This window comes from Streptomyces sp. NPDC091271 (assembly GCF_044757505.1).
Lineage (GTDB): Bacteria > Actinomycetota > Actinomycetes > Streptomycetales > Streptomycetaceae > Streptomyces.
In genome coordinates this window covers 900,255-922,591 of the sequence record NZ_JBIVVD010000001.1, presented here as the reverse complement: position 1 = coordinate 922,591, position 22,337 = coordinate 900,255, and the positions used below count along the sequence as shown (strand labels likewise).

Sequence of the window (22,337 nt, the reverse complement as noted above, 5' to 3'; positions counted from 1 at the left end):
CCCGGATCAGCTCCTGCCACGTTCGTCGAGCAGTTCCCGGAACGCCTGGGCGACCGCCTCCGGGTACTCCATCATCGCCACGTGCCCCGCCTCGGGCAGTGTCAGCAGGCGCGACTCGCGGAAGGCCGCGGACGCCCTGCGTGCCATCCGGTACGAGACCAGCTGGTCCCGTCCGCCGTACACCAGCAGGGTCGGTGCGAGCACCCGCTCGGCCTGGCGCCACAGCCCGTGCTGTCCGCCCAGCGTGTAGGCATCGACGATGCCCCGTGCCGAGCGCGTCATGGCGTCCCAGAAGTACGGCAGTTCAAGCCGGCGCTCCATCTCGGCCACCGCGTGACGGAAGGCTTCGTCGGAGATACGTGCCGGATCGCCGTAACAGAGTGCCATGGCACCGCGGGTGCGCTGCTCCGCGGTCCAGTCCCGGGTGAGCCGGACGAACAGGGATGCGACGCCCGGGAGTGCGAGCAGTGCGGTCGGCACGGCGGGCCGCTGGACCCGGATCTCGGGCAGGGCCGGGGAGATCAGCGTCAGGGTGCGCACCAGATCGGGCCGGGCGGCCGCGACCCGGGTGGCAACAGCGCCACCCAAAGAGTTACCGAAAAGGTGAACGGGACCGCGCCCGCCGGCGTCCAGCAGCCGGATCACCGCCCGGGCGTGTCCGGTGACGGAGTAGTTGCCGTCGTCCGGCGGCGGAGAGTCCCCGAAGCCGGGCAGATCGACCGCCTCGCTGTCGAGCGTGTCCGCCAGCAGCGGCATCAGGGCCGACCAGTTCTGGGAGGAGCCGCCAAGCCCGTGCACGAAGAGGGCGGGATCCTGCCCCTCCGCCTCCGGCGGGCGCGAACGGACGGTCAGGGTGAGGCCGGGCAGCGCGACGGAGCGCAGCTCCTCACCCTCCGCGACCCGGACGGGACTGACCGTGGGCGCCACCGCGGCGGCGGCGGCATTGATACCGGGCAGCTCGGTCGAAGACATGGGGGCAATGTTACGAGACGATCACGCGGTGGTTCATGTGTTCGCGGTCACAGGCCGCATCGCGCCCCTGGAGGCTTGCTCCTAGGCTGCAAGGGAAGGAAGGGAGTCATCATGACGGTCGACCCGAGCGACCCGGAGACGTTCGAGGATCCGCAGCCGGACGAACCGGACCCCGAAGCCCCCGAAGCCGACACCGCCGAGCAGCGGGCCACCGTCCGGCCGGAGCGCGACGAACCGCTCACCGGAATCGACCGGTCCACCGCGAACGAGGCGGATGCGGCGGAGCAGGCCCGCGTTGTCACACAAGATGAGGACGATTACCGGTAAAACGCACCGCTTTGCGGCATGGGCCGACGTTTCTGCGGCTTCCGCAGCCGTCCGGTCCGTGAAATTCTGCGTCCGCGCCGCGCGCACCCGGGTTACTCAAAAGTACGATGGCCCCACGGCGCAGCGTTCACGGTACGGCTGTGTTCGATCACGAATTTGGGAGGCGGCGTGACAGCCATCGAGCAGACAGAGGCGGCGCGCCCGCGGGGCACCCGGCTGCCCCGCCGTGCCCGACGCAATCAGCTGCTGGGCGCCGCCCAGGAGGTCTTCGTCGCCCAGGGCTACCACGCCGCGGCGATGGACGACATCGCCGAGCGGGCCGGCGTCAGCAAGCCGGTGCTCTACCAGCACTTCCCCGGAAAGCTGGAGCTCTACCTCGCCCTGCTCGACCAGCACTGCGAGTCACTGCTCCAGGCGGTCCGTACGGCGCTCGCCTCGACCACGGACAACAAGCTGCGCGTCGAAGCGACGATGGACGCCTACTTCGCGTACGTGGAGGACGAGGGCGGTGCCTTCCGTCTGGTCTTCGAGTCCGACCTGACCAACGAGCCGGCGGTCCGCGAGAGGGTCGACCGGGTCTCGCTGCAGTGCGCGGAGGCCATCTCCGACGTCATCGCCGGTGACACGGGCCTGTCCAAGGACGAATCGATGCTGCTCGCGGTCGGCCTCGGCGGCGTCTCCCAGGTCGTGGCGCGCTACTGGCTCTCCAGCCCGTCCGGCATTCCGCGCGACTCCGCCGTACAACTGCTGACGTCGCTGGCCTGGCGCGGCATCGCCGGATTCCCGCTGCACGGCGCCGATCAGCACTGAACACGGCGTGAGCCGCGGCCGGTGTTCGCTGCGGGCGTTGCCGGTCGACCCGTGGTCCGTCCCTTCACCGGGCTAATGTGTGCTGCGTACGGCGCGGTTCACCGCGCAGAGACGGACCGTCGGAGGGACATAGCCGTGGAGGTCAAGATCGGGGTCCAGCACACGCCCCGCGAGATCGTTCTGGAGAGCGGACTTTCCGCCGAAGAGGTCGAGAGCGCGGTCGGTGAGGCGCTCAGCGGCAAGGCGCAGCTGCTCAGCCTCACGGACGACAAGGGCCGCAAGGTCCTGGTGCCTGCCGACCGGATCGCCTACGTGGAGATCGGCGAGCCCAGCACCCGACGGGTGGGATTCGGCGCGCTGTAGCCCGCGCGACACGGCAGCAGAGGTGGAGGCCCGGCGGAATCGTCCGCCGGGCCTCCACCTTTCTCCTCCGGATCGGCTCGGTGTTCTTCCCTCGGTGGGGTTCACAGCGGCCGGGGAGGGTTGTATTCCGCGAGCCCCGGGTAAGACGGCCTACGACCGACCGATCGTCGCGCAATCAGTAGCGAGGTGACCCCTGTGCTCTGGGAATCCATCAGCGCCGTCGTGCTCGGACTCGCCCTGTCCTGGGTCGTGCTCCGCTTGCTCCCCGGCCGGCTCCCGTCCTCCCGCGTGGTGTTCGTCACGGGCGGGCTGGGTGCCCTCTTCGGCGCGTATCTGACGCATTCGACACTGGGCTCCGGCCATGTCCTGGCCACGCTCGTCGGCGCCGTGCTGGTCGGGGCGGTGACCCTGTCCCTGCTGATCCGCCCGCGCTCCGGCCGGCCGGTGCGATCAGCGGCGGCCCAGTAGGGCCCACCGTCCGGATCAGGCCGCGAGGCCGAGCGCGGCCATCCGCTTGGTGTGCGCCTCGGTGATCCGGGAGAACATCCTGCCGACCTCGGCCAGGTCGAAGCCGTCCGCCACGCCGCCCACGAGCATCATGGACAGGGCGTCGCGGTCCGCGACCACCCGCTGGGCCTGCGAGAGAGCCTCGCCCATCAGCCGGCGCGCCCACAGGGCGAGCCTGCCGCCGACGCGGGGCTCCGCCTCGATCGCGGCCCGCACCTTCTCGACCGCGAAGTTCCCGTGGCCCGTGTCGTCGAGCACGGAGAGGACGAGGGAGCGGGTGTCCGTGTCGAGGCGGGCGGCGATCTCCCGGTAGAAGTCGCTGGCGATCGAGTCGCCGACGTACGCCTTGACCAGGCCTTCCAGCCAGTCCGACGGGGCCGTCTGGCGGTGGAAGTCGTCCAGTGCCTTGGCGAACGGCTCCATGGCGGCGGTCGGTACCTCGTCGACCGCCGCGAGCCGGTCGGTCAGCTGCTCGAAATGGTGGAACTCGGCGGACGCCATCTTCGCCAGTGCCGCCTTGTCGCCGAGTGTCGGGGCGAGTTTCGCGTCCTCGGCGAGCCGCTCGAAGGCCGCGAGTTCCCCGTAGGCGAGCGCGCCGAGCAGATCCACGACCGCGGCGCGGTACTGCGGGTCGGCGGACGCGGTGGCCCAGTCCTGGGCGGCGATACCGGTCGGTGCGGGTGCTTCGTCGGATGCTGCAGTGGCGTTGTCAGGCGTCTCCATGGAGCGCAGAATAGCCCGCCCCGCCAGGGACCGAAGGGCCCGCTCAGCGAGAGGCATCACACCGATCCGATGAATTCGCCCAACACGCATGCGCGAATCCGGGGTACAGTGGTATTGCGCTTACTGAGCATTTGCTGTGCCAGAAGCGCGACATTGAATGAGGATGCCCGGTCGGTGGCCCGATCGGCTCCGACCCGACAGCCCTCCACGCGGGGCGTACACCACGTACGACCGCAGATGAGGGGCCCCCTCAGCGGCACGAGCGCTCGAGCGACGGCAGTGGTCCCGCGCCACCCGGCCCATCCACGGCCGGATGACCAACCCCGGCACGGTACGACCCCCAGCGTTCGCCTCGGGCCGCGTCTCACAGAAGAGGCAGCACCCTGACTACGTTCCGCGACCTCGGAATCCTTACCGAGACGGCCGAAGCCCTTGAGGCGGTCGGCATCATGTCCCCCTTCCCCATCCAGGAGATGACGCTCCCCGTAGCGCTCTCCGGGTCCGACGTCATCGGCCAGGCCAAGACCGGCACCGGCAAGACGCTCGGCTTCGGCCTTCCGCTCCTGGAGCGTGTGACCGTCCCCGCCGACGTAGAGGCCGGCCGCGCCGCGCCCGAGAAGCTGACGGACGCGCCGCAGGCCCTGATCGTCGTTCCCACCCGTGAGCTGTGCCAGCAGGTCACCAACGACCTGCTGACCGCCGGCAAGGTCCGTAACGTCCGCGTTCTCGCGATCTACGGCGGCCGGGCGTACGAGCCCCAGGTGGAGGCCCTCAAGAAGGGCGTCGATGTGGTCGTCGGCACCCCGGGCCGACTGCTCGACCTGGCGGGTCAGCGCAAGCTCGACCTGTCGCACATCCGCGTCCTGGTCCTCGACGAGGCCGACGAGATGCTGGACCTGGGCTTCCTGCCCGACGTCGAGCGCATCATCACGATGCTGCCGCCCAAGCGCCAGACGATGCTGTTCTCGGCCACCATGCCCGGTGCCGTCATCAGTCTCGCGCGCCGCTACATGTCGCAGCCGACGCACATCAACGCCACGTCGCCCGACGACGAGGGCACGACCGTCAAGAACACCGCGCAGTTCGTCTACCGCGCGCACAACATGGACAAGCCGGAGATGGTCTCGCGCATCCTGCAGGCCGATGGCCGCGGGCTGGCGATGATCTTCTGCCGCACCAAGCGGACGGCCGCCGACATCGCGGAGCAGCTGGAGAAGCGGGGCTTCGCGTCCGGCGCGGTCCACGGCGACCTCGGCCAGGGCGCCCGCGAGCAGGCGCTGCGCGCCTTCCGTAACGGCAAGGTGGACGTCCTCGTCTGCACCGACGTCGCCGCGCGCGGCATCGACGTCGAGGGTGTGACCCATGTCATCAACTACCAGTCGCCGGAGGACGAGAAGACGTACCTCCACCGCATCGGCCGTACCGGCCGCGCGGGTGCCAAGGGCATCGCGATCACGCTGGTGGACTGGGACGACATCCCGCGCTGGCAGCTGATCAACAAGGCCCTGGACCTGAAGTTCCCGGACCCGCCCGAGACGTACTCCACGTCTCCGCACCTGTACGAGGAGCTCGGGATCCCCGCGGGCACCAAGGGTGTCCTGCCGCGCACCGAGCGGACCCGTGCGGGTCTGCGCGCGGAGGAGATCGAGGATCTCGGCGAGACGGGTGGCCGCGGCCGCAAGTCCGCCGCCTCCGCCCCGGCACCCCGCGAGGAGCGTCCGCCGCGCACGCCGCGTCAGCGTCGTCGCACGAGGGGCGGCAGCGTCACCGACGAGGCCGCCGCCGTCACCGTGCCCGCCCCTGCCGCCGAGGCGACCGGTGAGGACACGTCGGAGCCGCGCACCCCGCGCCGTCGCCGCCGTACCCGTGCGGCCGCTCCCGAGGTCGTGACCGAGGCCGCGGTGGCCGTGGCCGAGGCCCCGGTCGTCGAGCCCGCGCCCGTCGCCGAGGCCGAGCCGGCCCCGGAGGCGAAGCCTCGCCGTCGCCGTGCGCGTGCCACGACCGCCGCCACCGAACCGGCCCTCGCCCCGGCGCCGGCCGCCGAGCCCGTGGTCGACTTCCAGACCGTGGCCATCGCCGCGCCCGCGGAGGAGCCCGTGGCCACCAAGCCGCGCCGCCGTACCCGGGTCGTGAAGCCGGCCGACGAGGTCGACTTCCAGATCGCTCCGGCCTCCGAGCCGGTGACCGAGACCAAGTCGCGCCGCCGTCCGCGTGCCGCCGCCAAGCCGAAGGCCGAGGTCGTGGCCTCCACGGCCACCGCCGAGGACGCGGCGGAGACCAAGCCGCGCCGTCGCCGGCCGCGTGCCACGGCCGGTGAGAAGGCGGAGACCGCCGCGGTCACCGAGACCGTGACGGACGGCGATGCGCCCGCGAAGCCTCGCAGGCGCCGGTCCCGCGCGGCGGCAGCCGCCGAGTCGACCGAGGGCTGATCTCCGGCCACCGCTTCATCTGCGTACGGCCCCGGTTCCCGCTCCGCGGGGTCCGGGGCCGTACGTCTGCCCGGGCACGGCCGCGCGCCCGGCGATACCCTCGGCCCCATGAGCCGGCCGCCCACCTTCACCCCGCCCCCCTGTGCCCGTGCCCGCGTACTGCGCACCGAGCGCGGGGACTTCGCCGTGCTGGACGCCGCACCGCCCGCGGGCGCGCACTCCACCGCCCTCCTGCTGCCCGGGTACACCGGCAGCAAGGAGGACTTCATCGCACTGCTCGAACCCCTGGCCGACGCCGGGTTCCGCGTGCTGTCCGTCGACGGGCGAGGACAGTACGAGACCGAACGGACAGGCCGTCAGAATCCTTACGCACAAGTCGAGTTGGCCCGTGATGTGCTGGCTCAGGCGGCCGCCGCCGACGACGCCGCGCTGCCCGGTGCCATCCATCTGCTCGGGCACTCCCTCGGCGGCCAGATCGCCCGCGCGGCGGTGCTGCTCGACGCGACGCCCTTCCGTTCGCTGACCCTGATGTCGTCGGGCCCCGCCGAGATCGACCCCGCGCAGCAGCAGAAGGCTCGGCTGCTCAGTGAAGCGCTGAGCCGGTGGAGCATGGCCCAGGTCTGGCAGATGATGCGCGCGATGGATCCGCCCGAGGACGCGGACACAGGTGACGGCGAGGATCTGCGCCGCCGCTGGATGCTTCACGACCCGGCCCAGCTGATCGCCACCGGCGCGCAGCTGTCGTCCGAGCCCGACCGGGTGGACGAGCTCGCCGCTCTCCCCCTCCCCGTACACGTGGTCTCGGGCGAGCGCGACGACGTCTGGCCGGTGCCTCTGCTCGACCGGATGGCGGAGCGGCTCGGAGCCCACCGCACCGTGATCGAGGGCGCCGAGCACTCCCCCAACACGGCCCGGCCCCAGGAGACCGCGGCGGCCCTCGTCTCGTTCTGGAAGAACGTCTGAGCTTCACCCGAGGGCCCGGCCGCCGCGGCAGCCGGTGTCAGTACTGCGCCTGGAGGTGCTGCCAGAAGCCGTCGCGCAGCGCCCTGCGCAGATGGGCGTGGCCGCGCAGCGAGTGCTGGAGCAGCCGTTCGGCCTCGACGAGCAGGTCCTGGTCGACGGAGCCCGGCAGGTAGGGGTGCCCGGGCAGCAGGTCCGCGAGGGCGTCGCGGCCGCGCGAGGAGAGCCATCCGGCGGCGATCTGCGCACCGACGAAGCGGACGTCCTCGCGCGCGGGCGCCGGGCTGTCGTCGTCGTACATCGTGACGGAGCGCCGGGTCACGTACGGGCGGCAGAAGTCGAGGTCGAAGGTGCGCTGGCTGTCGACCTCCCAGAGCAGCGGCTCGGCCTGGTTGCGGCCTTCGCCCGCCTCGATGCCCCAGAGATGGACGCGGGCACCGTAGCCCTGGGCGGCCTCGACGGCCGAGACGAGGTCCTCGTCGCCTCCGACGAGCGCCGCGTCGCTGATGGCGCGGTGGCGGGCGAGCGACTCGAGGTCGGTGCGGATGAGTGAGTCGACGCCCTTCTGCTGGTTGTTGGCGTTGAGGTTGCCCAGCCTGACCTTGACGTCGGGGAGTTCGGCGATGGACTGCTGCTCGACGGTGTGGATCCGGCGCCTGGCCCCGTCGTACCAGTACACGCGCAGCAGCCTGCTGTCCGCGAAGATCGTGCGGGCCTTGTCGATGAAGGCCTCGATCAGCCCTTCCGCGTCCAGGTCGAAGGACCGGCGGTCCTCGGTGCCGGTGACGAGCAGCCCGGCCGCCGCGTAGACGTAACCCGCGTCGACGAAGATCGCGTGGGTCGAGGGCGTCTTCGACACCTCGGCGAGTACGCGCTGGAGCAGCTCGTTGGTGCGGTCCAGCTGTTCGCGGATGCCCGGCCCTTCGTCCGTCCGCGTGTCCGGGTGGCTCATACGGGCCTCATTGTCTGCGCATGCCTGATTACCGACGGGTACTTAGTCATCCAAAAAATTTCCTTAGCGTAGGGAATGTTTGCAGTAGGCAAGTCGTTGTACCCCCTGTGGAGCGCGAGACGCAGACGCCTTGCGCTCCCCATCCTTGCGGACGGCAAGCCCGTCCTCCCAGTAGTTCTCCAGCAGGAGGATCAGACGAAGGGAAGCCATATGCGCTTCGAGATCATGCGACTCGACGATGTCGACGGTACCGCCGTGGACAGCAACGTCGTGGACGCCGCCTCCGTCAACCGGATCGTGCAGCAGGCCGCGGCAATGGGCCAGCGCATCTACATCCGGCCGGCCGACACGTCGGCTTCGTAACACCTTGCTTTGCTCGGCGTCGCTGGTTTCGAGCGGATGACATGAGCTGAAGACGAAGCGCCCCCGCACGGAAGGCCCGTGCGGGGGCGCTGTGGTGTCCGGACCGTGCGGGCCTCAGGAGGTCTGGATGACCTGGGTGACGCCGTTGATGATCTGCTGTACGGCGATGGCCGAGAGCATCATCCCGGCGAGACGGGTCACCAGGACCACACCGCCGTCCTTGATCACACGGATGATCAGCAGCGAGTACCGCATGGTCACCCAGAGCACCACATGCATGGCGACGATCGCCGCCCAGACCGAGATCTGACCGGCCGTCCCGTCGGCGTTCTGCACCGCGAGGATCACGGAGACGATCGCACCGGGTCCGGCGAGCAGCGGCATGCCGAGCGGCACGAGGGCGACGTTGACGTCCTTGGTCTGCGTCGGCTCGTCCGTCTTGCCGGTGAGCAGGTCCAGCGCGATGAGCAGCAGGAGCAGCCCGCCCGCGATCATCAGCGCCGGCACGGAGACATGCAGATAGTCGAGGATCTGCTGGCCGAGCAGACCGAAGACGGCGATCACGCCGAAGGCGACGGCGACGGCCTGCAGGGCCATCCTGCGCTGCACCTTGGCGGGGCGTCCGGCGGTGAGGGCCAGGAAGATCGGGGTGATTCCGGGCGGATCCATGATCACGAAAAGGGTGAGGAAGAGGGATCCGAAGACAGCGATGTCGAACACGGTGAGCCTTGCGAGAGATGAGCGGGCCGAACAGGAGGACGTACGCGCCGGCACGCCACGAGACGCCCGGACGCACGGGGTGCGACGGAGGGGAGGAGGAGAGAGGCCCCGTTACGCGGGGGCCGGTCCACCGGCGCCCGGCACGGGGAACGCTCCCGTGGCGCGCCGGGTGATCTCGCCGTAGATCTCGGGGTCGGTGGTGTATTCACCGAGCCGGACGGTCTTACGGGTGCCGTGGTAGTCGCTGGACCCGGTGGGCAGCAGCCCCAGCTCGGCGGCGAGCCCCCGCAGCCGGGCCCTGGTGGGCTCGTCGTGGTCCATGTGGTCGACCTCGATGCCGTCGAGCCCTGCGTCGGCCAGCTGCGCGATCACGGCTTCCGGGACCACCTGGCCGCGCTTGACGGCGAGTGGGTGGGCGAAGACGGTGACGCCGCCGGCGGCCTTGACCAGCCGGATCGCGTCGAACGGGTCGAGTTCGTGCTTGTCGGCGTACGCCCGTCCGCCGTTGCCCAGCCAGGCCGAGGTGAAGGCGTCGGAGACGGTGTCGACGACGCCGAGCTCCACGAGCGCGGTCGCGACGTGCGGCCGGCCGACCGAGCCGTCCCCGGCGATCCGCGCGACCTGCTCCCAGCTGACCGGGACGCCCAGCTCCTGGAGCTTGCGCACCATGGCCTGCGCGCGCGGCACCCGGTCGTCCCGGACGAGCTCGCGCTCACGGGACAGCTCGGGCTCGGAGGGGTCGAAGAGGTAGGCCAGCATGTGCAGGCCGATGCCGTCGACGCGGCAGGAGAGTTCGGCGCCCGTGACGAGCGTGAGCCCTTCGGGGAGGGCGGCCAGCGCCTCCGCGTGGCCTCCCACCGTGTCGTGGTCGGTCAGTGCGACGACGTCGAGGCCGGCCGCCGCCGCGTCGGCCACCAGCTCGGCGGGGGTGTCCGTACCGTCCGAAGCGGTGGAGTGGGTGTGCAGATCGATGCGCACGACGCGTACTCCAGAGCTGGCGGGCGGACAGGGGAAGCTCAAGGATAACCGCCGGGCGTCACCCGTCCGGCCCGCTCGAACCACCGGGTCAGGGCCGTGTGAGCAGCCGGGGGGTGAGCGCCCCGCACGGCAGGAGGTCCACTTCCCCTCCGGCGTCGCGCAGGTCGGTCAGCACCAGTTCGTCGTACATCAGGAGCCCGGACTGTTCGGGCCAGACGATCGCCCAGAGCCACAGGCCACGCGCCTCGCCCGCGAAGACCGCACGGTCGGCGGGGGCGTCCTTGACGTGCCAGAGCGGAGTGGGTCGTCCCGCCGCGAGCACCTTGGCGTCGGGGGCGGCCTCGACGGCCAGTCCGGAGCCGGGGTCGGGGCCGTCGATGCCCGCGTAACGCGCACCGAGCCCGACGCCGAGCTCCTCGGCGACGAGCAGCAGCTCCCCCATACCTCCGAGCGGGCCGGGGCCCGAGCACGCGACGGCGGTGGCCCGGCCGCCGCTGCGGTCGTCGCCCGCGTACGCCGCGCCCGTGAACAGCCAGCCCACCGGGAGCGGCCAGGGCATCCACACCGGCACCTGGGCCCGGTGCACCACCACGCCCAGCGCCTCGACGCTGGGCGGGACCACCGGCTGCATCGGGTGCACCTGGCCGTGCGCGGAGCACTGCCAGGCATCGGCGAAAAGGCCGGGCGCCCTGACCCGGCCACCGCACTTCGGGCAACTGGGTTCGCCCCTCATAACGCCCAACGGTCCTCTCCGGTCGTCGCCGCGTCAAGGACGATCACCCGTCCGCAGCGTGGCTTTGACCGGTGGAGATAGATGTGGGTTGCACTTGTTAGCTTGTCTAACTTATTCTGTGTATAACGCAACGGCCTAGTGGAGAGCGAGAGAACCCATGCCGGCAGAGGATCCGTTCGACGAGGGGGCGACCAGCATCCTGCGTCAGCCGAAGGCCGTCTGGGCCACGGCGGGCGCCTCGGTCGTCGCCTTCATGGGGATCGGTCTGGTGGACCCGATCCTGCCGTCCATCGCCAAGGGACTCGAGGCGACACCCAGCCAGGTGTCGCTGCTGTTCACGTCGTACTTCCTGATCACCGCCATCGCGATGCTCGTGACCGGCTTCGTCTCCAGCCGCATCGGTGGACGCAAGACACTGCTGGCCGGCCTGGCGCTGGTCGTCGTCTTCGCCGCGCTCTCCGGGACGTCCTCGTCGGTCTCCGAACTGGTCGGCTTCCGGGCGGGCTGGGGCCTGGGCAACGCCCTGTTCGTCTCCACCGCCCTCGCGGTGATCGTCGGCGCCGCCGCCGGCGGCAGTGCGGCGGCAATCCTCCTGTACGAGTCGGCGCTCGGCCTCGGCATGGCGTGCGGGCCGCTGGTCGGCGCCCTGCTCGGCGACGCCAGCTGGCGCTATCCGTTCTTCGGTACCGCGGTCCTGATGGCGATCGGGTTCCTCTGCATCACCGCCTTCCTCAAGGAACAGCCCAAGCCGGCCCGGAAGACCTCGCTGCTCGATCCGGTGAGGGCACTCGGCCACGGCGGACTGGCCTCGGTCGCCACCTCGGCGTTCTTCTACAACTACGCGTTCTTCACGATCCTGGCCTTCACGCCGTTCGTGCTGAACATGTCGCCGTACAGGTCGGGGGCGGTGTTCTTCGCCTGGGGCCTGCTGCTCGCCGTCTTCTCGGTGCTCGTCGCGCCGCGTCTGCAGCGGCGCTTCGGCTCCCTGAAGGTGGTCGGCGGCTCCCTGGTGCTGCTCGCCGCGGATCTGGTGATCCTCGGATACGGCAGCCACACGACGGCCATCGTCTGCACCATCGTCTCGGGCGCCTTCATCGGCATGAACAACACCGTCTACACGGAACTGGCCCTCGGTGTGTCGGACGCGCCGCGCCCGGTGGCGAGCGCCGGATACAACTTCGTCCGCTGGTTCGCCGCGGCCGCGGCGCCCTACCTCGCCCCGAAGATCGAGGAGTGGAGCGACATCCACATCCCGTTCGTGGTCGCCGCCGTCGCGGCCCTCGTCGGCGCGGTGGTGGTCTGGGTCCGGCGCGCGGCGCTGACCCACGAGGCGCAGGAACTCGAGCCGCGCCACGCGACCGAGGACAGCGTCACCGTCTTCGCCGACTGACGGCCTGGTCTCCCCTTGCCGGCCCCGCCCGCGGTTGCTCTTCCTGGCCGCGCGGCGGGGTTTCCCTTGCCCGGGGCGTCAGTCCAGCGGTACGGACGCGCGCAGCGGGTCCCGCAGGTCGGTCCCCTGCGAGAGCCAGCGCTCCTGGAGCTCCTGCGCGCCCCTCACCCGCTTCCAGGCCGCCTCGTTGTGGGTCATCGGCAGCAGCGGCAGGAAGCGCACCGGGTCCATCGGGGCGTCGAGCTCGAGGTCCTCGACCAGGCCGCCCGGCTCGGCGACCAGGACGGAGCTGAAGGGCGCCCCTGTCCACAGCGGCTGCCCGAGGTCCAGTGACGCCCCGGGGGCCACGATCAGCCCCTCGACCTGCGGGGAGGCCGCCAGTACCGCGAGGGGCCGCAGCACCTGGTCGGTGTCGGCGAGCCCCACCCGTACGGACAGGACCAGTTCGGCGCGCGGGCCCTTCACGGGGTCGGCGAGCGGCGCGGTCGGGTCGGCCATCGGCTGGGCGGACATGCCGAGCGTGGCGTAGCGCACCACGTCGCCGTCGATGAAGCGGAGCACCTCGATGCGGTCCGTGCCGAGGAACGTCACATCGGCGCGTGCGTCCGGCTCCCCCAGCGCCGTACGGAGCCGGGCCTCGACCAGATCAAGAATTTCTCCCATGCCGCGAGCATAGATCGCGTAAGGAATGGGAACAGAAAGGGATTGGCTCCTCGACCGGCTGATAGCCTGAGGCGTCGGTCGGGACAGCACGCAGAGCGCGCTCTCAGTCCTGACAACACGTGATCCCCCACGGGGGACCGGCCGGAGGAGGTGGGGCTGCGGTGGATCCAAGTCGACCGTGCAGTACCAACCGCCCTTCCGCACGACGCCTTCCTTCTGTGATCTGACGCCCTTCCCGGACGTCACCACGGCAGTTCGCGCACCGGAAGAGCCCCGCGTTTTTGCCTGTCTGTAGCGAACGCCGTCATCGTGCCCACGCGGTGCCGCCCGCTTTGCGGACGTGAGCGCACGTCCCCATTCCGGGCAGTTCCACGTGCCCACCGACGGCCCTCCGTGAAGAGGAGCCAGCCATGTCGATGATCCGTGACCTGCGCGCCGCCGTGCGCCCGTCCCTGCGCAAGAGCAACACCCCGTACAACAGCTACGACGCCACCCGTGACCCGTCCGCCTCCAGCGCCGTCGTCGACTGCGCGGTCTACCGGGACGGGCGCCGGATCACCGAGGTCTCCTGCCTCACACCGCGCGAGGCGATTCTGCGCGTGCGGGAGGAGGGCGGCTTCGCCTGGATCGGTCTGCACGAGCCGACCGAGGAGGAATTCGCGGGTATCGCACGGGAGTTCGGCCTCCACCCGCTCGCCGTCGAGGACGCGGTCCACGCCCACCAGCGGCCCAAGCTGGAGCGTTACGACGACACGCTGTTCACCGTCTTCAAGACGATCCACTACGTCGAGCACGCCGAACTGACCGCGACCAGCGAGGTCGTCGAGACCGGTGAGGTGATGTGTTTCACCGGGCGGGACTTCGTGATCACCGTCCGGCACGGCGGGCAGGGTTCGCTGCGCGCCCTGCGCCACCGGCTCCAGGAGGACACCGAGCTGCTCTCCAAGGGCCCGTCCGCCGTGCTGCACTCCATCGCCGACCACGTCGTCGACGGCTACATCGCGGTGGCGGCCTCGGTGCAGGACGACATCGACGAGGTGGAGATCGACGTGTTCTCCACCCCCGCCAAGGGAACCCCGCGCGGGTCGGACGCGGGCCGGATCTACCAGCTGAAGCGCGAGGTGCTGGAGTTCAAGCGCGCCGTGTCGCCCCTGCTGCGGCCCATGCAGCTGCTGAGCGAGCGCCCGATGAGGCTGATCGACCCCGACATCCAGAACTACTTCCGCGATGTGGCCGACCACCTGGCCCGCGTGCACGAAGAGGTCATCGGCTTCGACGAGCTGCTCAACTCGATCCTCCAGGCCAACCTGGCGCAGGCGACCGTCACGCAGAACGAGGACATGCGCAAGATCACCTCCTGGGCGGCGATCATCGCCGTACCGACGATGATCTGCGGCGTGTACGGCATGAACTTCAAGCACATGCCCGAACTGCGGTGGACGTACGGCTATCCGATGGTGCTCGCGCTCATCGGCGTCGTCTGCTTCTCCATCCACCGCACCCTCAAGCGCAACGGCTGGCTCTGACGGAGTCTCCAATAGAGTTCGGGCATGACTGCTGCTGACGTGTTGCTTGCCCGGGCTCTCGTCGAGGAGGCCACCAAGAAGTCCGGCCTGATCTGGGTGCGGGGCACCGGCCCCTCTCGGGCGCTGTGGCACGTGTGGCACGAGGGTGCGGCCGTGCTCGTCGGGGACGGCCCCGGGGAGCAGCCGCTCCCCGAGGGGGTTGTCGCCGGCGCCACCGCCGAGGTGTCCGTGCGCAGCAAGGACAAGGGCGGCAGGCTCGTGGCCTGGACCGCCGCCGTCACGGTGCTGGAGCCGCGCTCCGAGGAGTGGGAGGCGGCGGTCGGCGAGCTCAAGGGCAAGCGGCTGAACGCGCCGGACGCGGAACAGATGACGGAGCGCTGGGCCCGTGAGTGCCGGGTCGTGCGGCTGACACCCGGTGAGTCCCGCACGGACCTTCCGGACTCCTCGCTGGCCGCACCGCCGCTGCCCACCGGGGCGACGACGCGGCGTACGGCGCCGGCGGCGCTCCCCCGGCTGCTGCTGAAGCGCCGCGGGAAGCGCTGACCGGCTCCTCAGCCGGAGGACCTGGGCAGCTCGCCGCCGTAGTCGACGGTGTCGTCCTCGGGCGGTGCCTCCAGAGTGAAGGACTTGCCCCAGTCGGCGAGGGTGACGGTCCCGCCGCCGCCGCCACGGGCCACACGCAGGGGATACGGGGTGCCCTTGAGGGAGACGTCCAGTGCGCCCCCCTCGCCCTTTCCACCCATGATCTGCACGGTGCGCACGCCGCCGACCGTGTCCCGGTCGCCCTTGTTGATCTTCCCGTGCAGGGACAGCATCCCGTCGAGGAGCGTCTTCTTCTCCGTGAAGCCGCGCAGCTGCTGGTAGGTGGGGTCGTCCTCCGGCACCTTCACGTACTTGCCGCCGAGCTTGTCGGCGGCCTGGTCGCTCTCGTCGTCGGCCTTCTCGTCCTTCCAGAAGCCGGCGTCCGCCTTGAGGAAGAGCTCGTCACCGATGCGCAGCAGCGCGAACGTGTTCTGCTTCGAGGTGACCGATCCCGTGCCGCCCACGCCGCTGAGCTGCATGTTCAGGGTGTACGTCCCGCCCTTGCTGACCAGCTTGCCCGTCAGCCGCACCGCGTCCGCGGCCCCGGCCGCGGCCAGCGCCTTCTTCTCGATCTGCGAGGCCGTCAGTTTGCCGACGCCGTTGGTCCCCTTGTCCGGGTCCTCTCCCGCACAGGCCGTGAGCGCGACGGTCAGCCCCGCGCAGAGCACCACGGCGAGAGCGGTCCGGCGGTGGGCCGGGACGGCCGGGGCGGCCGGGGCGGCCGGGGCGGCCGGGGCGGCCGGGGCGGAAGAGGTCACAGGCGCACTGCCTCTCATCTGTGTGTCTGGGGGTGGCAGACGGCAGCGTACCCGTGCCGCGTACGCCATTCGGCAGAGCGCCGTACGGACGGCCCGCCAGCGCGTGACGGACCGGTACGGGCTAGCCTGATCACGGCGAAGGAGGATGTGAGGGACAGAGGGAGGCGCACAGGATGGCGGCAGTCACTCCCAGGGTTTTCGTCTCGCACCTCGCCGGCGTACCGGTGTTCGACCCGAATGGTGATCAGGTCGGCCGGGTCCGGGATCTGGTGGCGATGCTCCGGGTCGGCGGCAAGCCGCCACGGCTGCTCGGCATGGTCGTCGAGGTCGTGAGCCGGCGGCGCATCTTCCTGCCCATGACCCGGGTGACGGGGGTCGAGTCGGGCCAGGTCATCACCACCGGCGTGGTCAACATGAGGCGCTTCGAGCAGCGCCCGACCGAGCGACTCGTCCTCGGCGAGTTCCTTGACCGGCGGGTGCGCCTCAAGGAGACGGACGAGGAGGTGACCGTCCTCGACGTCGCCATCCAGCAGCTCCCCGCCCGCCGCGACTGGGAGATCGACAAGTTCTTCGTACGCAAGGGACGCGGCGGCGCCCTCCGTCGCAAGGGCGAGACGCTGACCGTGGAGTGGTCGGCGATCAGCGGCTTCTCGCTGGAGGAGCACGGCCAGGGCGCCGAGAACCTGGTGGCGACCTTCGAACGGCTGCGCCCCACCGATGTCGCCAACGCCCTGCACCACCTGACGCCCAAGCGCCGTGCCGAGGTCGCCGCCGCCCTGGACGACGACCGGCTCGCTGACGTCCTGGAGGAGCTCCCCGGTGACGACCAGGTGGAGATCCTGGGCAAGCTGGCGGAGGACCGCGCCGCGGACGTCCTGGAGGCGATGGACCCTGACGACGCGGCCGACCTGCTCTCGGAGCTGCCGGAGGCGGACAAGGAACGGCTCCTCGCCCTGATGCGCCCGGACGACGCGGCCGACGTACGGCGCCTGCTGGCGTACGAGGAGCGGACGGCGGGCGGGCTGATGACGACCGAGCCGATCATCCTGCGGCCCGACGCGACGGTCGCGGACGCGCTGGCCAGGGTCCGCCAGCAGGACCTCTCCCCCGCGCTCGCCGCCCAGGTGTACGTCTGCCGGTCGCCGGACGAGACCCCGACCGGCAAATACCTGGGCACCGTGCATTTCCAGCGGCTGCTGCGGGACCCGCCGTTCACCCTGGTCAGCTCGATCGTCGACAGCGATCTGGTCCCCCTGGCGCCGGACACCCCGCTGCCCGCCGTGACCAGCTATCTGGCCGCGTACAACATGGTCTCGGTGCCTGTGGTGGACGAGAGCGGCTCGCTGCTGGGCGCGGTGACCGTCGACGACGTGCTGGACCACCTGCTGCCCGACGACTGGCGCGAGACGGATTTCCTGGGCGAGGAGGAGATCACCGGTGGCCGCTGAGGACCGCGCGAGGGCCGTGCCGACGGGCGCCTCGGGCATCGTGCGCCCGCCGCGTCCCCGGCTCGACCAGCCGAAGGCACCGCGGCGCCGGCTGCTGCCCGAGTACGACCCCGAGGCGTTCGGCCGGTTCTCCGAGCGCATCGCCCGCTTCCTGGGCACCGGGCGGTTCATCGTCTGGATGACCCTGATCATCATCCTGTGGGTGGTGTGGAACATCTTCGCGCCGAAGGAACTGCGGTTCGACGAGTACCCGTTCATCTTCCTGACCCTGATGCTGTCCCTCCAGGCCTCCTACGCGGCCCCTCTGATCCTCCTCGCGCAGAACCGCCAGGACGACCGCGACCGGGTCACCCACGAGCAGGACCGCAAGCAGAACGAGCGCTCGATCGCGGACACGGAATTCCTCAGCCGGGAGATCGCCGCGCTGCGGATGGGCCTCGGTGAGGTCGCCACGCGGGACTGGATCCGCTCGGAGCTGGAGGCCATGATGAAGGACATGGAGGAACGCCGGATCCTCTCGCAGGTCGAGAGTGACGAAGGCGACCGCTGACGCGTTACCCACGCGTAGCCCCCGGCGCCGTACCATCGTCCGTATGGCTACGGAAGACGCGGTGCGCGAAGCGCTGGCGACAGTGAACGACCCGGAGATCCACCGACCGATCACCGAGCTGGGCATGGTGAAGTCGGTCGAGATCGATCCTGACGGTGTAGTCGCTGTCACCGTGTATCTCACGGTTTCCGGCTGCCCGATGCGCGAGACGATCACGAAGAACGTCACCGACGCGGTGGCCCGCGTCGAGGGCGTGTCGCGGGTCGAGGTCACGCTCGACGTGATGAGCGACGAGCAGCGCAAGGAGCTCGCCTCTTCGCTGCGCGGGGGCACGGCGGAGCGGGAGGTGCCGTTCGCCAAGCCCGGCTCGCTGACCCGGGTCTACGCGGTCGCGTCCGGCAAGGGCGGCGTCGGCAAGTCCTCGGTGACGGTGAACCTCGCGGCGGCGATGGCCGCCGACGGGCTGAAGGTCGGCGTGGTGGACGCGGACATCTACGGGCACAGCGTGCCCCGGATGCTCGGCGCGGACGGCAAGCCCACCCAGGTCGAGAACATGATCATGCCGCCGTCCGCGCACGGTGTGAAGGTGATCTCCATCGGCATGTTCACCCCGGGCAACGCCCCGGTGGTGTGGCGCGGGCCCATGCTGCACCGCGCGCTGCAGCAGTTCCTCGCCGATGTGTACTGGGGCGACCTCGACGTCCTGCTGCTCGACCTGCCGCCGGGCACCGGTGACATCGCGATCTCCGTGGCGCAGCTCGTCCCGAACGCCGAGATCCTGGTCGTCACGACCCCGCAGCAGGCCGCCGCCGAGGTGGCCGAGCGGGCCGGCTCCATCGCCGTACAGACCCACCAGAAGATCGTCGGAGTCGTCGAGAACATGTCGGGCATGCCGTGCCCGCACTGCGACGAGATCGTCGACGTGTTCGGTTCGGGCGGCGGGCAGCGGGTCGCCGAAGGGCTGACGAAGACGGTCGGCGCCGAGGTCCCGGTGCTCGGGTCCATCCCGATCGACGTACGGCTGCGTGAGGGCGGCGACGAGGGCAAGCCCGTCGTCCTGTCCGACCCGGACTCCGCCGCGGGCTCCGCGCTGCGCTCCATCGCGGACAAGCTGAGCGGCCGTCAGCGCGGCCTGTCGGGCATGTCCCTGGGGCTCACCCCGCGCAACAAGTTCTGAGCGGCGTACGGGTGGGGGCGGTCTCCTGAGGAGGCCGCCCCCACCCGTTCGCTCAGTTCTCGTACGAGGCGATGTCGCCGATCACCGCGAATCCCAGGCCGTAGGCGCTCATGCCGCGTCCGTAGGCGCCGATGTGCACCCCGTCGGGGGCCGAGCCCGCGAGCACCCAGCCGAACTCCGACTCGCGGTAGTGGAAGTCCACGGGCACGCCGTCCACGGGAAGGGACAGCGTCGACCAGGGCTCCCGGCCCAGGTCGTCCGCGAGCTCGAACGCGGTGTCGGTCTGCTGGTTCAGCCATTCGCCACGCAGGGTGTGGTCCATCTGCGGGGGCCAGGTGCAGTCCAGCAGGCCGGAGCCCGCCAGCCAGGCCGCCGACGAGACCGTGGTGGCGTCCAGGACCCCCGTACCGTCGTCGCTGTCCCGTACGGGGCTGCTGCCCACGGTCACGACCACCGCGAAGCGCGCCTTCTCCGCCCCCGCGTCGGCCCGCACGACGGGCTCCTCGCCGTGCCCGGTGGAACCGTGCTGCACCGTCTCGTCCGCCGCGGCGGTGACGGTCATCAGCCAGCGCGGACCCGTGAAGGCCTCGTCCAGCCCGTACCAGGGGAACGGCGCCTTGAGATAGCCGTCGACAGTACGCCGGGTCGCCGGCACCCCCTCTGCGGTGACTGTGCTGGGCGCACCATCCGCCCCTACCCGACTCGTCGTCTCCATCTGCCCGGCCGCCTCCTCGATCTTTCACTGATCCGGAGCGGCCCTCCCCCCGTGGGCATGGGCAACCTCGCTACCGGACAGATGGAGAATAGCCATACGGTCCGGACGAGTCGGGATTGACGGTCTCAGGTGGCGTCTGCGTCGAAGGGCGGGCGCTCGTCCTTGGCCGGCTGCGCGGGCTTCTTCAGGAGGTCAGGCGTGGCGGCGGCACCGGCCGCGGCCGCCGTGCCGGACGCCGCCGCGGCGGTGCCGGTGGACGAGGCGCTCTCGCGGCCGTTCACCGCGTCGGTGACCTCGGCCATCTCCTTGCGCAGGTCGAAGCTCTCGCGGATCTCCTTGAGCCCCAGGTCGTCGTTCCCGTCCATGAGCTGCTTGCGGACGAACGTCTTGGGGTTGAGGTCCTCGAACTCGAAGTCCTTGAACTGAGGTCCGAGCTCCGAGCGGATGTCCTCCTTGGCGCTGTCCGAGAACTCACGGATCTTGCGGATGGTGCGCGTGACGTCCTGGATGACCTTCGGCAGCTTCTCCGGACCGAATACGAGCACGGCGAGAACCACGAGCGTCAGCAGCTCGAGTGCGCCTATGTCATTGAACACCTTGCTGCTCCTCGTGTTCTCTGCGTGGTCTCCGCGTGTTCTCCGCCGCCAGGTCAGGGGGCCCGGACCGCTCCACGGTACCCGGCGAAGCTGTCCGTGCGGTACCTGCCGGTGGCCGTCAGGTGCCGCTCGCCGAACCCAGCGTCAAAGTCATGGACAGGTCTTTACCACCGCGGGTCAGGACGAGCTCGAGCCGGTCACCCGGCCGGTGGGCGCGGATCTTGACGATCAGTTCCTCACCGCTGTGCACGCGCTGGCCCTCCACCTCGGTGATGATGTCGCCCGAGCGGATGCCCGCCTTGTCGGCCGGGCCGCCCTCGGTCACCTCCGCTCCGCCCGCGGCCACCTTGCCGCCGACCTTGGCTCCGTCGCCGGTGAACTCCATGTCCAGCGTGACGCCGATCACGGGATGGGTGGCCTTGCCTGTGCTGATCAGCTCCTCGGCGACGCGCTTGCCCTGGTTGATCGGTATCGCGAAGCCGAGGCCGATGGAGCCGGACTGGCCACCGTCGAGACCGGATCCGCTGTCGGCGGCGCGGATGGCGCTGTTGATGCCGATGACCCGGGCCTCGGCGTCGACCAGAGGGCCGCCGGAGTTGCCCGGGTTGATCGGGGCGTCGGTCTGCAGCGCGTCCACGTAGCTGACGTCGGTGCCGTCGCCCTTCTCGCCGCCCGCGGTGATGGGGCGCTGCTTGGCGCTGATGATGCCGGAGGTGACCGTGTTGGACAGGTCGAAGGGGGCGCCGATGGCCACCACGGGATCGCCCACCTGCACGTTGTCGGAGTTCCCGAGGGGCAGCGGCTTGAGGCCCGAGACACCGGTGACCTTGACGACGGCCAGGTCGTAGCCGCTGTCCTTGCCGACGAGCTCGGCCGGGGCGCTCTCCCCACCGCTGAACGTGACGGTGATGTCGCCGGTGGAGCCCGCGGGGGCGACCACATGGTTGTTGGTCAGGATGTGGCCCTTGTCGTCGAGGACGAAGCCGGTGCCGGTGCCGGACTCGGCGGAGCCGTTGACGTGCAGGGTGACCACGCTGGGCAGCGCGCTGGAGGCGATCCCGGCGACGCTGTCGGGTGCCCGGCCTCCGTTGTCCCGGCCGGCCTGGGGCAGTTCGACGGTGGTCAGGCCGCCGTTGCGCTCGACGTAGGCACCGATTCCGCCGCCGATCCCACCGGCCACGAGGGCGAGCAGTGCCGCCCCGACGAGGACGGCCCCCCGGCGGCTCCTGCGCGGCCGGGGGGCCGGCCCCTCGGCGGGGCCGGGGTGGCTCAGCGGCTGCTGCGCGGGCGTGCCCCAGGGGTCGTACCGCAGCCACTGCGAGGGCTGCTGCTGGGTCTGCACCGGGGGCTGCTGCTGCGGCACGGTGTGCGGCGGGGGCGGGGGTGCCCAGCCCTCGGAGTGCCCCTGGCCGCCCGCCACCGGGGCGGGGACGGGGACGGCCGCGGGCACGGGGGCGGGCGCGGCCACGCCGTGCCCGTTCGTGCCGGCGTACGGCGGCGGTACGGGGGTCCCGTGGGCCGGGGTCGGCACCGGACGCTGCACGGGCGGCGCGGGCGCCCACGGCCCCGGACCGCCGTAGGGCGGGGTGCTGTACTCGTCGGGCGCGTGCAGCGGCTGCGTACGATGCGCCGCAGGCTCGGCGGCGGGGGGTGCGGGCGTGAAGTCACGGGGCTCGCCGTCCGAGGGCGCGGACGGCTCGGCGGCCGACGGCGGGAGCGGCTGGGCGGCCGACGGCGGGAGCGGCTGGGCGGCCGACGGCGGGAGCGGCTGGGTGGCCGACGGCGGGAGCGGCTGGGTGGCCGGTGGCGAGGTCGGCCGGGCTGCCGGTGGCGCGGGCATGAAGTCGCCGTCCGTCGCGGGCGCGGGCGGCTCTCCGGCGGTGGTTGCGGCGGCCTCGTCGGCCGGCGGCTCCCTGCGCGGGGGCGGCATCGTCCCTTCCATGTCGAAGACGGTCACCGCGTCCTCCGGAGCGGCCGGACGGGCCCGTTCCGCAGAGGGACGGCTCCACCACTTCGTCTTCGGCCCGCTGGGCTTCCCGTCGTCCATGCTCTCCCCGCCACTGGCCCTTGCACGCCTCACAGAGGCGTCCCTCCC

Annotated in this window: 24 protein-coding genes; 13 read left to right on the top strand and 11 right to left on the bottom strand. The window is 71.0% G+C overall.

The genetic code is table 11. From position 1 onward, the window contains the following. Positions 1-6: 6 nt before the first annotated feature. Positions 7-972: an alpha/beta fold hydrolase gene (locus tag ACIQM3_RS04530; protein WP_401618648.1), complete on the bottom strand. Its 966-nt coding sequence runs from the start codon at positions 970-972 to the stop codon at positions 7-9. Positions 973-1,083: 111 nt separating this feature from the next. Between ACIQM3_RS04530 and ACIQM3_RS04525 the strand changes: the two genes are divergently transcribed. From ACIQM3_RS04525 to ACIQM3_RS04510, 4 genes are all read left to right on the top strand, one after another. Next, positions 1,084-1,299 (top strand): hypothetical protein, encoded by a 216-nt coding sequence (locus ACIQM3_RS04525; RefSeq protein WP_401618646.1) that lies wholly within the window; start codon positions 1,084-1,086, stop codon positions 1,297-1,299. Between the two features lie 168 nt (positions 1,300-1,467). Then, the gene (locus tag ACIQM3_RS04520) at positions 1,468-2,109 is read left to right on the top strand and encodes a TetR/AcrR family transcriptional regulator (RefSeq protein WP_099174612.1); all 642 of its coding nucleotides are present in this window, start codon (positions 1,468-1,470) and stop codon (positions 2,107-2,109) included. 135 nt (positions 2,110-2,244) lie between these two features. Next, on the top strand, positions 2,245-2,472 hold the full coding sequence (locus ACIQM3_RS04515; protein WP_056793994.1) for a DUF3107 domain-containing protein: 228 nt from the start codon (positions 2,245-2,247) through the stop codon (positions 2,470-2,472). Between the two features lie 195 nt (positions 2,473-2,667). Beyond that, positions 2,668-2,940: a hypothetical protein gene (locus ACIQM3_RS04510; RefSeq protein WP_401618642.1), complete on the top strand. Its 273-nt coding sequence runs from the start codon at positions 2,668-2,670 to the stop codon at positions 2,938-2,940. A 15-nt stretch (positions 2,941-2,955) separates the two neighbouring features. Here the strand turns inward: ACIQM3_RS04510 and ACIQM3_RS04505 are convergent, their stop codons facing one another. Next, on the bottom strand, positions 2,956-3,702 hold the full coding sequence (locus tag ACIQM3_RS04505; protein ID WP_401618640.1) for a ferritin-like fold-containing protein: 747 nt from the start codon (positions 3,700-3,702) through the stop codon (positions 2,956-2,958). A 449-nt stretch (positions 3,703-4,151) separates the two neighbouring features. On the opposite strand from ACIQM3_RS04505, the gene ACIQM3_RS04500 reads away from it, so the two are divergent. Beyond that, complete coding sequence (locus ACIQM3_RS04500) at positions 4,152-6,131, top strand: DEAD/DEAH box helicase (RefSeq protein WP_401618637.1); 1,980 nt, start codon at positions 4,152-4,154, stop codon at positions 6,129-6,131. Positions 6,132-6,239: 108 nt separating this feature from the next. Continuing rightward, complete coding sequence (locus ACIQM3_RS04495) at positions 6,240-7,094, top strand: alpha/beta fold hydrolase (protein WP_401618634.1); 855 nt, start codon at positions 6,240-6,242, stop codon at positions 7,092-7,094. A 37-nt stretch (positions 7,095-7,131) separates the two neighbouring features. Here the strand turns inward: ACIQM3_RS04495 and ACIQM3_RS04490 are convergent, their stop codons facing one another. After that, entirely contained in the window at positions 7,132-8,043 is a 912-nt protein-coding gene (locus ACIQM3_RS04490) for an NYN domain-containing protein (protein WP_401618631.1), read from the bottom strand. Between the two features lie 210 nt (positions 8,044-8,253). On the opposite strand from ACIQM3_RS04490, the gene ACIQM3_RS04485 reads away from it, so the two are divergent. After that, positions 8,254-8,406 carry a hypothetical protein gene (locus tag ACIQM3_RS04485; RefSeq protein ID WP_401618628.1) on the top strand — a complete coding sequence of 51 codons (153 nt, stop codon included), beginning with the start codon at positions 8,254-8,256 and terminating at the stop codon, positions 8,404-8,406. 114 nt (positions 8,407-8,520) lie between these two features. Here ACIQM3_RS04485 and ACIQM3_RS04480 read toward each other — a convergent pair whose 3' ends face one another. From ACIQM3_RS04480 to ACIQM3_RS04470, 3 genes are all read right to left on the bottom strand, one after another. After that, on the bottom strand, positions 8,521-9,126 hold the full coding sequence (locus tag ACIQM3_RS04480) for a MarC family protein (protein ID WP_401618625.1): 606 nt from the start codon (positions 9,124-9,126) through the stop codon (positions 8,521-8,523). A gap of 111 nt (positions 9,127-9,237) precedes the next feature. Then, positions 9,238-10,104, bottom strand: coding sequence for a PHP domain-containing protein (locus ACIQM3_RS04475; protein WP_401618622.1), 867 nt, complete (start codon positions 10,102-10,104; stop codon positions 9,238-9,240). A gap of 88 nt (positions 10,105-10,192) precedes the next feature. Further along, the gene (locus tag ACIQM3_RS04470) at positions 10,193-10,837 is read right to left on the bottom strand and encodes a DUF6758 family protein (RefSeq protein ID WP_401618620.1); all 645 of its coding nucleotides are present in this window, start codon (positions 10,835-10,837) and stop codon (positions 10,193-10,195) included. Between the two features lie 157 nt (positions 10,838-10,994). On the opposite strand from ACIQM3_RS04470, the gene ACIQM3_RS04465 reads away from it, so the two are divergent. After that, positions 10,995-12,227 (top strand): MFS transporter, encoded by a 1,233-nt coding sequence (locus ACIQM3_RS04465; RefSeq protein WP_401618617.1) that lies wholly within the window; start codon positions 10,995-10,997, stop codon positions 12,225-12,227. A 78-nt stretch (positions 12,228-12,305) separates the two neighbouring features. Here ACIQM3_RS04465 and ACIQM3_RS04460 read toward each other — a convergent pair whose 3' ends face one another. After that, a complete protein-coding gene (locus ACIQM3_RS04460) occupies positions 12,306-12,890 on the bottom strand; it encodes a suppressor of fused domain protein (protein WP_362933417.1) in 585 nt (194 codons plus the stop codon). Positions 12,891-13,300: 410 nt separating this feature from the next. Between ACIQM3_RS04460 and ACIQM3_RS04455 the strand changes: the two genes are divergently transcribed. Both ACIQM3_RS04455 and ACIQM3_RS04450 read left to right on the top strand, forming a co-directional pair. Beyond that, positions 13,301-14,416: a magnesium and cobalt transport protein CorA gene (locus ACIQM3_RS04455; protein WP_401618614.1), complete on the top strand. Its 1,116-nt coding sequence runs from the start codon at positions 13,301-13,303 to the stop codon at positions 14,414-14,416. 24 nt (positions 14,417-14,440) lie between these two features. Beyond that, on the top strand, positions 14,441-14,959 hold the full coding sequence (locus ACIQM3_RS04450) for a hypothetical protein (RefSeq protein WP_401618611.1): 519 nt from the start codon (positions 14,441-14,443) through the stop codon (positions 14,957-14,959). Between the two features lie 8 nt (positions 14,960-14,967). Here ACIQM3_RS04450 and ACIQM3_RS04445 read toward each other — a convergent pair whose 3' ends face one another. Then, positions 14,968-15,774, bottom strand: a complete 807-nt coding sequence (locus ACIQM3_RS04445) for a hypothetical protein (RefSeq protein ID WP_401618608.1) — start codon at positions 15,772-15,774, stop codon at positions 14,968-14,970. Between the two features lie 155 nt (positions 15,775-15,929). Here ACIQM3_RS04445 and ACIQM3_RS04440 point away from each other — a divergent pair, with 155 nt between their 5' ends. The 3 genes from ACIQM3_RS04440 to ACIQM3_RS04430 are packed head-to-tail and all read left to right on the top strand — an operon-like array spanning position 15,930 to position 18,931. Then, the gene (locus tag ACIQM3_RS04440; protein ID WP_104788854.1) at positions 15,930-17,204 is read left to right on the top strand and encodes a magnesium transporter MgtE N-terminal domain-containing protein; all 1,275 of its coding nucleotides are present in this window, start codon (positions 15,930-15,932) and stop codon (positions 17,202-17,204) included. Continuing rightward, positions 17,194-17,754, top strand: coding sequence for a DUF1003 domain-containing protein (locus ACIQM3_RS04435; RefSeq protein WP_401618604.1), 561 nt, complete (start codon positions 17,194-17,196; stop codon positions 17,752-17,754). Before ACIQM3_RS04440 ends, ACIQM3_RS04435 begins: the two co-directional genes overlap by 11 nt. A 43-nt stretch (positions 17,755-17,797) precedes the next feature. Then, positions 17,798-18,931 carry an Mrp/NBP35 family ATP-binding protein gene (locus ACIQM3_RS04430; RefSeq protein ID WP_401618601.1) on the top strand — a complete coding sequence of 378 codons (1,134 nt, stop codon included), beginning with the start codon at positions 17,798-17,800 and terminating at the stop codon, positions 18,929-18,931. 52 nt (positions 18,932-18,983) lie between these two features. On the opposite strand, the gene ACIQM3_RS04425 is transcribed toward ACIQM3_RS04430, so the two are convergent. From ACIQM3_RS04425 to ACIQM3_RS04415, 3 genes are all read right to left on the bottom strand, one after another. After that, positions 18,984-19,646, bottom strand: coding sequence for a hypothetical protein (locus ACIQM3_RS04425; RefSeq protein ID WP_401618598.1), 663 nt, complete (start codon positions 19,644-19,646; stop codon positions 18,984-18,986). Positions 19,647-19,771: 125 nt separating this feature from the next. After that, positions 19,772-20,242, bottom strand: coding sequence for a sec-independent translocase (locus tag ACIQM3_RS04420; RefSeq protein ID WP_401618596.1), 471 nt, complete (start codon positions 20,240-20,242; stop codon positions 19,772-19,774). Between the two features lie 118 nt (positions 20,243-20,360). Continuing rightward, positions 20,361-22,289 carry a trypsin-like peptidase domain-containing protein gene (locus ACIQM3_RS04415; protein WP_401618593.1) on the bottom strand — a complete coding sequence of 643 codons (1,929 nt, stop codon included), beginning with the start codon at positions 22,287-22,289 and terminating at the stop codon, positions 20,361-20,363. Positions 22,290-22,337: the final 48 nt, after the last annotated feature.

Excerpts from the sequence above, each read along its gene's own strand:
- ACIQM3_RS04530 (WP_401618648.1), bottom strand. The coding sequence starts at position 972 with ATGTCTTCGACCGAGCTGCCCGGTATCAATGCCGCCGCCGCCGCGGTG.
- ACIQM3_RS04525 (WP_401618646.1), top strand. The coding sequence starts at position 1,084 with ATGACGGTCGACCCGAGCGACCCGGAGACGTTCGAGGATCCGCAGCCG.
- ACIQM3_RS04505 (WP_401618640.1), bottom strand. The coding sequence starts at position 3,702 with ATGGAGACGCCTGACAACGCCACTGCAGCATCCGACGAAGCACCCGCA.
- ACIQM3_RS04500 (WP_401618637.1), top strand. The coding sequence starts at position 4,152 with ATGTCCCCCTTCCCCATCCAGGAGATGACGCTCCCCGTAGCGCTCTCC.
- ACIQM3_RS04495 (WP_401618634.1), top strand. The coding sequence starts at position 6,240 with ATGAGCCGGCCGCCCACCTTCACCCCGCCCCCCTGTGCCCGTGCCCGC.
- ACIQM3_RS04490 (WP_401618631.1), bottom strand. The coding sequence starts at position 8,043 with ATGAGCCACCCGGACACGCGGACGGACGAAGGGCCGGGCATCCGCGAA.
- ACIQM3_RS04485 (WP_401618628.1), top strand. The coding sequence starts at position 8,254 with ATGCGCTTCGAGATCATGCGACTCGACGATGTCGACGGTACCGCCGTG.
- ACIQM3_RS04470 (WP_401618620.1), bottom strand. The coding sequence starts at position 10,837 with ATGAGGGGCGAACCCAGTTGCCCGAAGTGCGGTGGCCGGGTCAGGGCG.
- ACIQM3_RS04465 (WP_401618617.1), top strand. The coding sequence starts at position 10,995 with ATGCCGGCAGAGGATCCGTTCGACGAGGGGGCGACCAGCATCCTGCGT.
- ACIQM3_RS04460 (WP_362933417.1), bottom strand. The coding sequence starts at position 12,890 with ATGGGAGAAATTCTTGATCTGGTCGAGGCCCGGCTCCGTACGGCGCTG.
- ACIQM3_RS04455 (WP_401618614.1), top strand. The coding sequence starts at position 13,301 with ATGTCGATGATCCGTGACCTGCGCGCCGCCGTGCGCCCGTCCCTGCGC.
- ACIQM3_RS04450 (WP_401618611.1), top strand. The coding sequence starts at position 14,441 with ATGACTGCTGCTGACGTGTTGCTTGCCCGGGCTCTCGTCGAGGAGGCC.
- ACIQM3_RS04445 (WP_401618608.1), bottom strand. The coding sequence starts at position 15,774 with ATGAGAGGCAGTGCGCCTGTGACCTCTTCCGCCCCGGCCGCCCCGGCC.
- ACIQM3_RS04440 (WP_104788854.1), top strand. The coding sequence starts at position 15,930 with ATGGCGGCAGTCACTCCCAGGGTTTTCGTCTCGCACCTCGCCGGCGTA.
- ACIQM3_RS04430 (WP_401618601.1), top strand. The coding sequence starts at position 17,798 with ATGGCTACGGAAGACGCGGTGCGCGAAGCGCTGGCGACAGTGAACGAC.
- ACIQM3_RS04425 (WP_401618598.1), bottom strand. The coding sequence starts at position 19,646 with ATGGAGACGACGAGTCGGGTAGGGGCGGATGGTGCGCCCAGCACAGTC.
- ACIQM3_RS04415 (WP_401618593.1), bottom strand. The coding sequence starts at position 22,289 with ATGGACGACGGGAAGCCCAGCGGGCCGAAGACGAAGTGGTGGAGCCGT.